This window comes from Roseovarius gahaiensis, assembly GCF_011601345.1.
Classification (GTDB): domain Bacteria; phylum Pseudomonadota; class Alphaproteobacteria; order Rhodobacterales; family Rhodobacteraceae; genus Roseovarius; species Roseovarius gahaiensis.
Window position 1 is genome coordinate 59,489 of sequence record NZ_JAAORB010000005.1, and the last position, 12,887, is coordinate 72,375.

Annotated in this window: 15 protein-coding genes and 1 other RNA gene; 5 read left to right on the forward strand and 11 right to left on the reverse strand. The window is 60.7% G+C overall.

The annotated features are described in order from the left end of the window. Nucleotides 1-106: 106 nt before the first annotated feature. Entirely contained in the window at nt 107-751 is a 645-nt protein-coding gene (locus HAT86_RS04765) for a GntR family transcriptional regulator (protein ID WP_167193950.1), read from the forward strand. Here the strand turns inward: HAT86_RS04765 and HAT86_RS04770 are convergent. Further along, nucleotides 725-2,647: a glycosyltransferase gene (locus tag HAT86_RS04770; RefSeq protein WP_167193952.1), complete on the reverse strand. Its 1,923-nt coding sequence runs from the start codon at nt 2,645-2,647 to the stop codon at nt 725-727. The genes HAT86_RS04765 and HAT86_RS04770 overlap by 27 nt on opposite strands. A gap of 94 nt (nt 2,648-2,741) precedes the next feature. Further along, nucleotides 2,742-3,890 (reverse strand): glutamine-hydrolyzing carbamoyl-phosphate synthase small subunit, encoded by a 1,149-nt coding sequence (gene carA / locus HAT86_RS04775; protein ID WP_167193955.1) that lies wholly within the window; start codon nt 3,888-3,890, stop codon nt 2,742-2,744. 188 nt (nt 3,891-4,078) lie between these two features. Here carA and HAT86_RS04780 point away from each other — a divergent pair, with 188 nt between their 5' ends. Then, nucleotides 4,079-4,537 carry a GatB/YqeY domain-containing protein gene (locus tag HAT86_RS04780; protein ID WP_167193957.1) on the forward strand — a complete coding sequence of 153 codons (459 nt, stop codon included), beginning with the start codon at nt 4,079-4,081 and terminating at the stop codon, nt 4,535-4,537. Nucleotides 4,538-4,556: 19 nt separating this feature from the next. On the opposite strand, the gene HAT86_RS04785 is transcribed toward HAT86_RS04780, so the two are convergent. From HAT86_RS04785 to gatC, 6 genes are all read right to left on the reverse strand, one after another. Beyond that, nucleotides 4,557-5,066, reverse strand: a complete 510-nt coding sequence (locus HAT86_RS04785) for a DUF2244 domain-containing protein (RefSeq protein ID WP_167193959.1) — start codon at nt 5,064-5,066, stop codon at nt 4,557-4,559. Nucleotides 5,067-5,116: 50 nt separating this feature from the next. After that, nucleotides 5,117-5,524, reverse strand: an RNA gene (gene rnpB, locus HAT86_RS04790) — RNase P RNA component class A. Nucleotides 5,525-5,534: 10 nt separating this feature from the next. After that, entirely contained in the window at nt 5,535-6,173 is a 639-nt protein-coding gene (locus HAT86_RS04795; protein WP_231125816.1) for an N-acetylmuramoyl-L-alanine amidase, read from the reverse strand. A 58-nt stretch (nt 6,174-6,231) separates the two neighbouring features. Further along, nucleotides 6,232-6,960 (reverse strand): hypothetical protein, encoded by a 729-nt coding sequence (locus HAT86_RS04800; RefSeq protein ID WP_331272500.1) that lies wholly within the window; start codon nt 6,958-6,960, stop codon nt 6,232-6,234. Between the two features lie 37 nt (nt 6,961-6,997). After that, complete coding sequence (gene gatA, locus HAT86_RS04805) at nt 6,998-8,479, reverse strand: Asp-tRNA(Asn)/Glu-tRNA(Gln) amidotransferase subunit GatA (protein ID WP_167193963.1); 1,482 nt, start codon at nt 8,477-8,479, stop codon at nt 6,998-7,000. Then, a complete protein-coding gene (gene gatC / locus HAT86_RS04810; RefSeq protein WP_167193965.1) occupies nt 8,479-8,766 on the reverse strand; it encodes an Asp-tRNA(Asn)/Glu-tRNA(Gln) amidotransferase subunit GatC in 288 nt (95 codons plus the stop codon). Before gatC ends, gatA begins: the two co-directional genes overlap by 1 nt. Nucleotides 8,767-8,897: 131 nt before the next feature. Between gatC and HAT86_RS04815 the strand changes: the two genes are divergently transcribed. Further along, nucleotides 8,898-9,590, forward strand: coding sequence for a metal-dependent hydrolase (locus tag HAT86_RS04815; protein ID WP_167193967.1), 693 nt, complete (start codon nt 8,898-8,900; stop codon nt 9,588-9,590). On the opposite strand, the gene HAT86_RS04820 is transcribed toward HAT86_RS04815, so the two are convergent. Beyond that, on the reverse strand, nt 9,587-10,048 hold the full coding sequence (locus tag HAT86_RS04820; protein ID WP_167193969.1) for a nucleoside deaminase: 462 nt from the start codon (nt 10,046-10,048) through the stop codon (nt 9,587-9,589). The genes HAT86_RS04815 and HAT86_RS04820 overlap by 4 nt on opposite strands. 63 nt (nt 10,049-10,111) lie before the next feature. Here HAT86_RS04820 and HAT86_RS04825 point away from each other — a divergent pair, with 63 nt between their 5' ends. Next, nucleotides 10,112-10,903, forward strand: coding sequence for a pseudouridine synthase (locus HAT86_RS04825; protein ID WP_167193971.1), 792 nt, complete (start codon nt 10,112-10,114; stop codon nt 10,901-10,903). A gap of 99 nt (nt 10,904-11,002) precedes the next feature. Here the strand turns inward: HAT86_RS04825 and HAT86_RS04830 are convergent, their stop codons facing one another. Beyond that, on the reverse strand, nt 11,003-11,929 hold the full coding sequence (locus HAT86_RS04830; RefSeq protein ID WP_167193973.1) for a PHP domain-containing protein: 927 nt from the start codon (nt 11,927-11,929) through the stop codon (nt 11,003-11,005). Nucleotides 11,930-12,022: 93 nt separating this feature from the next. Here HAT86_RS04830 and HAT86_RS04835 point away from each other — a divergent pair, with 93 nt between their 5' ends. Next, on the forward strand, nt 12,023-12,571 hold the full coding sequence (locus HAT86_RS04835; protein ID WP_167193975.1) for a tetratricopeptide repeat protein: 549 nt from the start codon (nt 12,023-12,025) through the stop codon (nt 12,569-12,571). Here HAT86_RS04835 and HAT86_RS04840 read toward each other — a convergent pair. Beyond that, nucleotides 12,568-12,843, reverse strand: coding sequence for a hypothetical protein (locus tag HAT86_RS04840; RefSeq protein ID WP_167193977.1), 276 nt, complete (start codon nt 12,841-12,843; stop codon nt 12,568-12,570). The two genes, HAT86_RS04835 and HAT86_RS04840, sit on opposite strands and share 4 nt — an antisense overlap. Nucleotides 12,844-12,887: the final 44 nt, after the last annotated feature.

Sequence of the window (12,887 nt, forward strand, 5' to 3'; positions counted from 1 at the left end):
CGCACCATAGGCTGGCGCGACGATGGGTGCAATCGTGTGACCCTTGATAACCGGCCCCTTCCCTGCTTAGTGTCGCCGGATCACATAACAGGGACAGGCCGTGCTTATGAAAACGCCGCAAAAAGATGCCTACACGTTGATCCTCGAAGCGATCGACATCGGGCTTTACAAACCCGGCGATCGCTTGGTCGAAAGCGATCTTGCAGAACGCTTTGGCGTATCGCGGACCCCGATCCGAGAGGCTTTGCAACGCCTTGAGACGCAATCGCTGCTGGCCCGTGACGGTCGCAGCCTGATCGTCGCCTCATTGGATCACAACCAACTGGCCGAGCTTTACGTTGTGCGCGCCGAGCTTGAGGGGTTGGCGGCCAACCTTGCCGCCCGCCATGCCACCGACGAAGAGGTGCGCGTATTGCGCGATATGGTCGAGGATGACCGGGCGCTGCTGAACGACCCGCAGGCCATGGCACGGGCCAACCGACGCTTTCACAAGCAGATTCATCTTGCCTCGCATAACCGGTTTTTGGTGCAACAACTGGATCTTGTGCATCGTTCGATGGCGTTGATGGCCACCACGTCGCTGGCCGCCCTTGGCCGCCCCGAGGATGCCTTGAAAGAGCATGACGCCATCGTCTCGGCGATCGAAGCGCGCGATGCGGCGGCTGCCGGCGAGGCTCTCAAGGCGCATATATCCAAGGCGTTCGTGACCCGGTTGAAGCTTGATTCAGGTGAGGTTTCCACCTTGGTCTGACGCGGTGGTTATAGGCCGCGCCTCAGGGTTCAAAGACAGGCCATGCGTGGTCTTGTCCCAAAAGAACGGCTTAAGCACCAATTCGTAAAGCGCCTTGTAAGCGGCAATGGCCCCAAGCGGCGCGTAGACGTGCATGGTCGGCACCCATGGCAATAAATGGCTATGCCGCGGCCCCCGGACGGCGGCGGCGTGGATCACGATGTTGACCACCTCGACCATCAAAAACAGGCTTCCAAAAGCGACAAGCACCTCACGCGCCAGAACTGCGTCCAACGGATGTGGCAGACCGAACAAAACCAGCCAGAACGACCACAGGAACGGCGCCAAAACAAACTGCGACAAGGCGGTGATGAAATGCGCCTGAAATCCCCAGAATTTCCATGCGCCCAACTGGCGATACAGCAGCAGCGGGCGGCGCATATGCACCAAGTATGTCGTCATATATCCTTTCAGCCAGCGTGAGCGCTGCTTGATCCATGGCCACAGGCGGCAATTGGCCTCTTCGCCGGTGACCGTGTGCAGCATCTCGGTGCGGTAGCCATGCCGCGCCAGCCGAAAGCCCAAATCGGCATCCTCGGTCACGTTATGGGCGTCCCATCCGCCCAGTTTTTCCAAGGCGTCACGCCGGAAATACAGCGTTGTTCCGCCAAGCGGAATGGCAAACCCAAGCTGCGCCATTCCCGGCAAAATTATCCGGAACCACGTGGCGTATTCGATGGTGAAACAGCGCGCGAGCCAGTTCTGACGCGGGTTATAATAGTCAAGGATACCCTGCACACAGACCATATTGTCCGGAGCCTGTTGAAAGCGCCGCGCCACCGCCGTGATCTGATCGGGGTCGGGCGCATCTTCGGCATCGAAAATGCCGATGATATCGCCCCGACAGAAATCAAGCGCATAGTTCATCGCCCGCGGCTTGGTGCGCGGCTGACCATCCGGCACGACAACTGCCCTGATCCATGGCGGAAGGTCGATTTGTGCCAAGGTCTGACGGGTCAGGTCGTCTTCCTCTTCAAGGACAAGCACAACATCCAGCAAGCATTTGGGATATGTCAGCCGTGAAAGCCGGGCAATCAGGTGGTGGGCGATTTCCGTCTCGCGGAACAGCGGCACCAAGACCGAAACTTTTGGCAATGGCACCCCGGCCTGCGGGGCCGGCGCCGATGGCAGCGCGGCGTCGCCTGTGGCCATCCGGGCAATGAAAGCTGCGGTTTTCATACCGGCGGAAATGATCAGCGTCAGGCTGGCCCATGCCACAAACACCCCGAACACGGCCACGGGAAACGCCAGTGAAAGCGCCAGCAATCCCGCCAGAAAAACCAAGGTAAAACCCAAGCGACGCCGGAAATTATCGCCCCATGTGCGACAGCTTTCCATGGCCGGAACGCGGTTTTGCGCGGCCTGTGTCAGGGTGTGTCGATACCGCTGCGCGATTGTGTCCTGCAACGCGGTGCGCGGTGCCAACAACACGCGCCTCTGTGTCGGGTCAGTCCCTTGCGGCAGGATATCCGCCACGTCAGACATTTGCATGGCACCATGGGTCAGAATGGCAGGCTGTCCGTCACGATCGGTGACGGGCAGAACGCCATGTCGGATCAACGGCTTGGGATCGGCTTGGCTTTGAAATTCGGGAAGGGTCTTCAAATCATCCGGTGACGCGGTGCGCGCGCCCAAACGTGCGGCATGGGCGGCAAGCAAAGACGTTTCATCACTCAGCCCTTCGGCTTGCAGGATGTCATCCAACGGCGCATCGCAATGGCGCTGCACGATCTGCGCAAGCTCTAGGTCCGACCGCGAGATCACGCCGCGTCGCACCAGATCGGTGCCGATGCTGGTTTTATCCGCTGCCGGGATACCACGGGGCACACCAAGCTGGCGCAGCTCTGAAATCCCCATGTGTCCCTCCTTGCCCTGATTGCCTGTTCAACAATGGGCAAGGAAGGTTAACCATCGGTAAATTAAAGGTTAACAAGAGGTTAAAGCGAGCAGTTTAGCCCGCCATCGAGGCCGCAAACCGCTCGAACAAGTAAAAGCTGTCTTGCGGGCCGGGGCTTGCTTCGGGGTGGTGCTGCACGGAAAATACCGGGCGATCCGTCATCCGCAATCCGCAATTTGATCCGTCAAACAGCGAGACATGGGTTTCCATCACGCCTTGGGGCAAACTCTGGCTGTCGACGGCAAAACCGTGATTCATCGAGGTAATTTCGACCTTGCCGGTCTCAATATCCTTGACCGGATGGTTCGCCCCATGATGGCCGTGGTTCATCTTGACGGTCTTTGCACCAAGCGCCAAGGCCAGCATTTGATGGCCCAGACAAATGCCGAACATCGGCAACCCCTTGTCCAGAACGCCGCTGATCATCGGAACGGCATATGCGCCGGTTGCCGCCGGGTCGCCCGGACCGTTCGACAGAAAAACCCCGTCGGGGTTAAGGGCCAGCACATCCTCGGCCGTGGCCGTGGCGGGCAAGACCGTCACATCACACCCTGCGCTTGCCAGACAGCGTAGGATATTGCGCTTTGCCCCGTAATCAATCGCCACAACCTTATGCTTGGCGTCGGTCTGTTTGACGTACCCTTCGGGCCACGCCCAGCGCATTTCATCCCACCGATAGGATTGTGCACAGGTCACGCGACGCGCCAAATCCATGCCTTCCAAGCCTGCAAAGGCCCGTGCCTTTTCGACCAGAGCGGCCGTATCGAAATTACCTTCGGGATCGTGGGCCAGCGCCACATGCGGCGCGCCCTGCTGACGGATCGCGCGGGTCAGGCGGCGGGTATCGACGCCGCCGATTGCAATGCGCCCGCGCTTGGCCATCCAGTCAGCCAGCGTTTCGGTTGCCCGCCAGTTGCTGGGGTCCGTCGGATCCCATTTCACGACCATGCCTTCGGCCACCGGTTCGGCGGTTTCGTCATCATCGGGGTTCACACCAACATTGCCGATATGCGGGAAGGTGAATGTCACCACTTGCCCTGCATAAGACGGGTCGGTCATGATTTCCTGATAGCCGGTCATCGCGGTGTTGAAACACAGCTCGGCGGTGGTGTCGCCGACCGCGCCAAAGCCTTTGCCGTAAAACAACGTGCCGTCGGCCAAGGCCAAGCAGGCGGTCGGTCGGTCTTGGGTCGCGTGGGCCATGGGACGAGTCTCCGGGTGTGGGCAAATTGGCGGATATGTATGAGCCTGCCCCGGTCGGGTCAAGGGACAAGATGAGCACGCCGCAAGGCCACAAAACAAGGCCATCGCGCACACCGTAAACCGGTTGTCAGAAAGATGCTAGTTCTGTAGGGTTCACGGCTTGTGACCACAGCATGGACTAAACCAGAATGGATTTGCGACAGCGCGTGAACACGGCCCTGAAACAGGCAATGAAAGACAAGGCGACAGCACGCCTTGCGACCTTGCGCTTGATAAACGCGGCAATCAAGGATCAGGATATCGCGCGGCGCGGCAGCGACGGCGAAGACGGCGTGACCGACACCGATATCCTTGCGATCCTTGGCAAGATGACCAAGCAGCGGCAAGAAAGCGTGCGCGCCTACGAAGAGGCCGGGCGACTGGATCTGGCCGACCGCGAGCGCCACGAGATTGCGGTGATCGAAGAATTCCTGCCGCGCCAGTTGACCGATAAGGAAACCGAGGCCGCGATTGATGCCGCGATTGCCGAGGTTGAGGCAAAATCAATCCGCGACATGGGCAAGATCATGGCCCGCCTGAAAGCAAAATATACCGGGCAGATGGATTTTGGCGCTGTCGGCCCCAAAATCAAAGACAAGCTGAGCTGACCAGCGGGCAAACCCCCTGTTATGTCACGGGGCGGTTTGCGTTGGCGACCTTGAGCGCATCCACGATTTCGCCATACAGCGCTTTACGTTCGTCCTCGGACAGGAATGCGCCGATTTCGACTTCGCGGTCAGAGCCGCGCAAGGTGATGTAATGGGCAACCGGCCCCCCGGTGGGGTGCATATGTGCGCGGGCCCAATAACTCAGGCAATCCCACTCCTGACGCGCACCGCCGGGATTGGTGCGCACCAGATGGGTTTGATCGGGGTCAATCGACAGTTCCTCAGTCATATCCGCATCGCGATAGGATTTTTCCAACGCCCACCAGATCGCCGCAACAGCGAGCAGCAAAAACGGCAGCAACGCCCATAACACGACGGTGCCCAGCAACGGGTAAAGCGGCACTGTGATCAACGCGAATGTTGCCAGAATGAACGCGGCAAACCCTTTACGCGGCAAAGACCTGTGCGGCCACAGCCTCAGGCGCGCGGCCTGTTTTTCATCGGGGTCTGTTGTCCATTCATACGGCATGACGCGATATTAGCGCAGTCGCATCAGGTGAAAAGCCTTAACGATAAAAATAGCGCGGAAGGCCTGTAAGCCGGATTCTGTCCATCCCGAACCGTGGTCCGGGACTGGATGACCATTCCTCTGGGCACCGTGTTGCCACGGCACCTCAAGCTGCCAACCCGGATCGCTGGGGCAAGACGTCCCTGCGGGCGGTATCTTGGAATGATCCAAGACCTGCCCCCGCGCGCGATCCCTATTCGGCATTGCTCCTGGTGGGGCTTGCCATGCCGGCGCTGTTACCAGCCCCGCGGTGGGCTCTTACCCCACCGTTTCACCCTTACCGCGACAGGCACGGCGGTTTGTTTTCTGTGGCGCTTTCCCTCGGGTTTCCCCGGCCGGGCGTTACCCGGCACCATTGCCTTGTGGAGTCCGGACTTTCCTCGGGGTGCCAAGCACCTCGCGGCCATCCAGCCTTCCGCGCAGTGCTATCTAGGCATCGTTGGTGTCGTGGTCAACGGGATAACGCGCGGCCAGATCCGCCATCAGGGCGCGATCCGTGTCATCCAACGGGCCATAGGCCCACGGCCGAAATCGCTGACGAAAGGCTTTCAAGATCAAATCCGTGGCCTGCGCGCTGTTATCGGGGTCGGTTGCATATCCAAAGCGGCGCGCGTTTTGCACGAAATCCCCGCGCGCGGCGCTGGCCTTGGGCCAAACTGAAAGCCCCAGACGGGCCAGACGGCCCCAATCAAACCGTGGTCCCGGATCGCATTTGCGTGCCGGGGCCATGTCGGAATGCGCAATCACACGCTCGGGCGGGATGCGCCAACGGGTCCTGATGCCGCCCATCAACGCCTCAAGCGCGCGCATCTGCGGGTCGGGAAACGGGTGGTGGCCGGTATTGTCCAACTCGATCCCGATCGAACGCGAATTGACATCGCAGACGTCGCCCCACCGCCCTGCCCCGGCATGCCACGCGCGGCTGCCCTCCTCCACCATCTGCCAGATGGTGCCACAGGTGCCGATCAGATAGTGGGCAGACACTTCGGCGGCAGGGTCACATAGACGCTGCAACGCGGCCTCTGCACTGCACATGGCGGTATAATGCAGCACGATCAGATCGGGCATGGCCCCGTCACGGCGCGGCCCATGATTGGGCGACGGGTGCCAGGTTGCGTTAACCCTGTCAGCCACCGATTGCTTTGCGGAAGGGGCGCGGATCCCATCCGCAGGCATACCCATCCCCATCCGGATCAACACCCAAACGATCCCGCTGCGGTCCGCCCTTTGCCATAAACGCGATTTGCGCCTGATCGGGCGAGGCGTATTTCGCACAAGCGCGTTGGAATCTGGTGTCCTTGTTAAACCCCGGGCGTCTGAACACCTGCGTGCCAATCGGATGAGTGCTTTCCAGCGCGTATTGCACGATGTTCGGCGCGGCATTGCCCGAGCGTTGCGGCAACGCCTGTGGTTGAACGACCTGATACTGGGCGCGGTTACGGGCAATCAGCGCCGCATCGCTTTCGATGCTACGCTCGCCGCTGACCGCATCGAAATTCGTTTCCTCGGAAATCCCGGTTGTGGATGTCACGGTTTGCGGTGCGGGATTGTCCGGGCTGGCATGCACCACCGGCTGGCCCGAATTGCCGTCGCGTTCGGCCAAAGCCGCCCGCGTTTCAGCCGCCAGATCGGAGGCGTCACCGGGTAGAGCCGTTACAGCCGCGCCGTCCAGAGTTTCAGAGGACACCGCATTCGGGGCAGGAACAGCGGCACCAGTCAATTGTGCCTCGCGCGCCTGTCTTTGCGCCTCAAATTCGGTATAGTCACCGAACCCGACACCCCCGCCGCTGTCCGGAATCGACGGAGAACAGGCCGTCAAGGCCACAACGGCCGTCATACCAAGAATAAACCGCATCTGCATTGTCCTGCCATCTTTCAATCTAAGCGGCTGCTTACCACCATTTTTCGGGCTTGGCTATAAACCCGGCGGCTTGCTCCAGCGCATAGGCCGTATTCAGCAAATCCCCCTCTTCCCATGGACGTCCGATCAGTTGCAGGCCCAAGGGCAAGCCCTGTTTATCGACGCCGGCCGGCACCGAGATGCCCGGCAGCCCGGCAAGGTTGACGGTAACGGTAAACACGTCGTTCAGATACATCTGCACCGGATCGGCATCGGTCATTTCGCCCAACCCGAAGGCTGCGGACGGTGTGGCCGGTGTCAGGATCGCATCGACGCCATCGGCGAACACCTGTTCAAAATCGCGCTTGATCAAGGTGCGCACTTTGCGGGCCCGGTTGTAATAGGCGTCGTAAAAGCCCGCCGACAGCACATAGGTGCCCACCATCACGCGGCGCTTGACCTCGTCGCCGAAGCCTTCGGCGCGAGTTTTCTCATACATTTCGGTGATGCCGTCGCCTTGCTCCAGCTTGGCGCGGTGGCCGTAGCGCACCCCGTCATAGCGTGCGAGGTTCGAGGACGCCTCGGCCGGTGCGATAACGTAATAAGCGGGCAGCGCATATTTCGTATGCGGCAAGGAAATATCGCGAATTTCCGCGCCCGCATCTTTCAGCATGGCAGTGCCATCGGCCCACAGCTTTTCGATCTCATCGGGCGTGCCGTCCATGCGATATTCGCGCGGGATGCCGATAACTTTGCCCTTGATATCGCCCGTCAGCATGGCCTCGAAATCCGGAACGGGAATGTCAGCCGATGTCGAATCCTTGGGGTCATGGCCGCACATCGCCTCAAGCATGATCGCGGCATCGCGCACGTCCTTGGTCATCGGCCCAGCCTGATCCAAAGATGATGCAAACGCCACGATGCCCCAACGCGAACAGCGCCCATAGGTCGGCTTGATCCCGGTGATGCCTGTGAACGCGGCAGGTTGCCGGATGGATCCGCCGGTGTCGGTGCCCGTGGCCGCAAGGCACAGATCGGCGGCCACCGCACTGGCCGACCCGCCCGACGACCCGCCGGGCGTCAGGTGCCGGTCATCCACTTTCCACGGGTTCACGGCGTTGCCGTAAACGCTGGTCTCGTTCGAGCTGCCCATGGCAAATTCATCCATGTTCAGCTTGCCCAGCATCACGGCACCCGCGTCGAACAGGTTTTGCGTGACTGTCGATTCATACTCGGGCTTGAAGCCATCCAAGACGCCACTGGCCGCCTGACTGGCCACGCCCTTGGTGCAAAACAGATCTTTGATGCCAAGGGGGATACCGCACATCGCAGGCGCGTCGCCGCCCTTGATCCGCTCATCGGCAGCGTTGGCCTGTTCGCGCGCCACATCGGGCGTATTGTGGACAAAAGCGTTCAACGCGCCGGCACTGTCGATTTCCGACAGGCAGCCTTCGGTCAATTCAAGGCTGGTCACGTCGCCCTTGCGCAGCGCGTCACGTGCGGCGGCGATGGTCAGTTTGCTAAGCTCGGTCATTATTCCACCACCTTCGGCACGGCAAAGAACCCTTCGCGCGCATCCGGCGCATTCGACAGCACCGTGTCGGCCATGCCGCCTTCGGTCACCACATCTTCGCGCCGCTTCAGGCGCATGGGCGTCACGCCGGTCATCGGCTCAACCCCTTCGACATCAACCTCAGCCAGTTGTTCGATAAAGCCGAGGATATCGTTGAATTCCTGCGCCAAAGCCGGCAACGCGTCATCCTCAACCCGGATGCGCGCCAGCTTGGCCACTTTCGCGGCGGTGTCCTTGTCGATCGACATGCATCAATCTCCGGTTTTTGCAATCGCACCAGCGTTTAGCGCCCGGACACGGACGGCGCAAGCATATGGCGGCCCTTTTCCTGCGCTGTCAGCCTGCTAGGGTGGCATCAAACGAAGATAGGGAGACTGACATGAAACTCACATGGCTTGGACACGCGTCTTTCCGGCTTGAGATCGGCGGGTTGGTCCTGTTGATCGACCCTTGGCTGACGGGCAACCCGATGCTGGAACCCGATCAGCATCCAGCCGCCACCGAGGGGGCCACACATATCCTGCTGACCCATGCGCATTTCGACCATGCAGGCGACTTGCCCCGGCTGGCAAAGGAACTCGGCGTTCCGGTGGTCGGCCAGTTCGATCTGATGGCCTATTGGGAAGAACATGAGGGCCTTGAAACCGTGGGCTTCAACAAAGGCGGCACCGTCGATCTGGATGGCGTCAAGGTGACGATGGTGAACGCCGTGCATTCCAATTCGATCGGATCAGACACCGGGCCGCATGTGGTGGGCACCGAATGCGGCTACATGATCGCGGGCGAAGGTCATACGATTTACTTGTCCGGCGATACCGACGTGATGGCCGATATGAAAATCTTCAACGATCTGCACGCACCCGATATCGGCATCCTGTGCGCGGGCGGGCATTTCACGATGGACATGCGGCGCGCGGCCTATGCGGCCAAAACGTTCTTTGAGTTCAAAACGCTCATCCCCTGCCACTACAAGACCTTCCCGATCCTTGAACAGTCCGCCCAAGAACTGATCGACGCCCTGCCCGGTGTCGATGTGATCGAGCCTGAGGTGATGCGCGCGATCGAGCTTTAAGCCCCCATGTCGCGGCGGTCTTGGAAGAACGTCTTTAGCAGGGTTTCGGCCTCATGCGCCGCGATACCGTCATAGATTTCGGGCGCATGGTGACATTGCGGGTGGCTGAACACCCGCGCGCCATGCGCCACCCCGCCTGATTTCGGGTCGGACGCCGCGTAATACAGTCGCGCGATCCGGGCCGCTGATATCGCCGTGGCGCACATCGCGCAGGGTTCCAGCGTGACGTAAAGGGAATAGCCTGGCAAACGCTCGCTTTGGGCGGCGGCGCAGGCGGCGCGGATCACCAATATCTCGGCATGGGCTGTTGGGTCATGCAATTCGCGGGTGCGATTGCCCGCCTGCGCTACCACCTGCCCCCGCGCATCCACCAGCACGGCCCCCACAGGCACCTCGCCCCGGTCGGCGGCCTTGCGCGCCTCGTCAAGCGCGGTCTGCATGTGGCTGGTAAACGTCATGATACCGTCATGCCGTGCGATCCCGGCTTTCGCAAGGGCCGGCTTTGCGTTAAGCGACTGGTCATGGATAAGACACAGAATACAGGCGACCGGATCGCCAAGGTAATCGCACGCGCCGGTGTGGCCAGCCGCCGCGAGGCCGAGCGCATGATCGAATCGGGCCGCGTTGCCGTGAACGGCAAGAAGATCGAACGCGCGGCGCTGAATGTCACCGACAAGGACAAGATCACCGTCGATGGCCGCGACCTGCAAGCCCCCGAGCCGCCGCGCCTTTGGCTGTATCACAAGCCCACGGGCCTTGTGACCACCAACCGCGATGAACAAGGCCGCACAACCATTTTTGACGAACTGCCCGAAGACCTGCCGCGCGTCATGACCGTGGGGCGGCTTGACCTGAACTCAGAAGGCCTGCTGCTGCTGACCAATGATGGTGCGCTCAAGCGCAAGCTGGAGTTGCCCTCAACCGGATGGCTGCGCAAATACCGGGTGCGGATCAAGGGCCGCCCAACCGATGCCACCTTTGAACCGCTGCGCAAAGGGCTTGTGGTTGATGGCGAAAAGTTCCAGCCCATGACAGTGACGCTGGATCGTCAGCAAGGCGCGAACGCATGGGTCACGGTGGGCATCCGCGAAGGCCGCAACCGCGAAATCCGCCGCGCGATGGAGGCCGTGGGCCTAAGCGTCAATCGACTGATCCGGGTCTCTTACGGGCCGTTCCAGTTGGGCAATCTCAAAACCGGCGCGGTCGAAGAAATTCGCCCCCGCATCCTACGCGATCAATTGGGGATGACCGAGGAAAAAGAGACCGCGAAACCCGCCAAACCAAAGCCACAGCGCACCCGGCGCAAACGCTAAGGCAGGCGTGTCAGGCTTGGCCGGAATGCGGGGCGGTCAAGACTGCGCATTTTCGCGAACACCCGGCGCTTTGTGCACCGTTCTGGACGCGTTGGACACCTAGCCTTCAAGCCGGAAGGGATTGCTCCAAGCCCTTTTGCCTGCGGCATCCACCACCGTGACACGCAGCCAAGGGGAGTTGCGAAACCGATCCAAAGGCACCCGCCCCCGGGTCATGGATGTGCCGTGTATGGCCGTCGCCGCTTGGCCCTTGCCTTGAAGGATAATCGACGAGACCGCGGTGCTCTCCACATGAACGGCGCTTTCATCGACGGTAATGCCGCGTATCTCTGGCCCTTGCGAGCTGTAGAAATCGCCGCGCTTGAGCGCGCTCAACAGCAGGTCAGGCTCGTTGGCCTCAGCCTTGACCATAACCCAGCCGCCGAAATGGTCGGGCTCGGTGAAATGCGCATCATCGGTGGCGATGATGGTCAGGTCGCGCCCTTCGGACAAGAGCAGGTCAAGAACATGCCCGCCGCCTTCGCGGTCACAGCCAATGGCGCAGCCGTGGTTGTAAATTTCGACCGAATGCGCCGCCGTGATCGACCGGGCATCGGCCAGCGTCAGGCCTGACCAATGCGGATGGGCAATGGACACAAACGCCCCGGCATCGCGGGCACGCTGCGCCAGTTCGGGGCCGGTTTCCTGCCCTTCGACCGCGTGAAAGCCCGGTGCGTTGGGGGGTGCAAAATCTTCGGGCAGTCCTACGGCCAGAATGTGCCAAAGTTCACCATTTTCCATCGCGCCAGAGTGCAGTTCGGCCCCCGGGATGGTGGTGAATCGATCATCGCGAAAGGTTTTGGTTTCGGCGATGGGATAGCCATAAAAGCCGATGAAATGATCGGTCAAAGAGATGAAATCATAGCCCTCGGCCTTGTAGCGGCGGCACACCTCAACCGGGGCAAGGCAGCCGTCTGACAGGTTGGAATGGGTGTGCAGATTACCGCGCCAGAACCGGCCCGGAGCAGAAAAGGCAGATAAAACCATGGCTTGGCTCCTTGGGTATTTTTCACACCTGCCTAAGCCCTGTGAGAAACGAATTTGTGACAAAACTGTCGTGAAGACACGCTATGCAAACGCATGGACACCAAAAGGCTTCAAAACGCGATCGCACGGCAAGACTGGGCAGACGCAAACGCCATATTGGCGCCTGTGACGGCGACTGATTCAGCGCACCCGGCGATGCTGTATAATCACGGCAAGGTTCTGATGGAGCTGGGCCAGATGCAGGCCGCAACCGCGCTTTTGCACCGCGCTGTGCAGCACGCGCCCGGCCATGCTGCGGCTTGGTTCGAACTGGGTCGCGCGGCAGTGTCGCAGGAAGATTTTGCAACGGCCATGTCAGGATTTTCGCGGGCGCTGGAACTGACACCGGATGACATCGACGCACGGCGCAACTTGGGCCGTGTCAGCTTGCGGATCGGGGCGTATGACACGGCCTATACCGCGTGGTCGCCGCTGCGCGGCGACCACGAGGCCGATCTTGCGCTTTATCGCATCGCCGCCGAAACGGGTGATCCGAATGTCAAAGCGCTTCGCCGCGCCCTGATGGAAAGCCACCCCAACCCGGCGGCGGTGATCAAAACGCTGGTCCGCGTGTCCAAAGGCGCGATTCCACTGAAACTTTAGTTCAGAACAAACCCGTTGGCAGCCGTTTCCGCCGCGCGCAGGAACATCAGGCGACAGGCCTTTTGTTGGGTGGGCGATTCAAAACCCAAGTGCTGCGCGCGGGCGCATTTGATCAAAAAGGCCGACGGCAGCGCAAACTCGGCGGTGCACCAGCTTTCGTCCAGCCCTGTCGGATAGTCGCTCATCATCCAATCCGTGCAGGCCGCGCGGCGGGCGTTGTAGGGGTCAGGCGTGGCGGCTTTGGGCACGTCGGCTGATAGCGCGCCGCCCAAGACAGTAATGAATATGGCCAGAAGCCCCCGGATAGCCTTGCTCC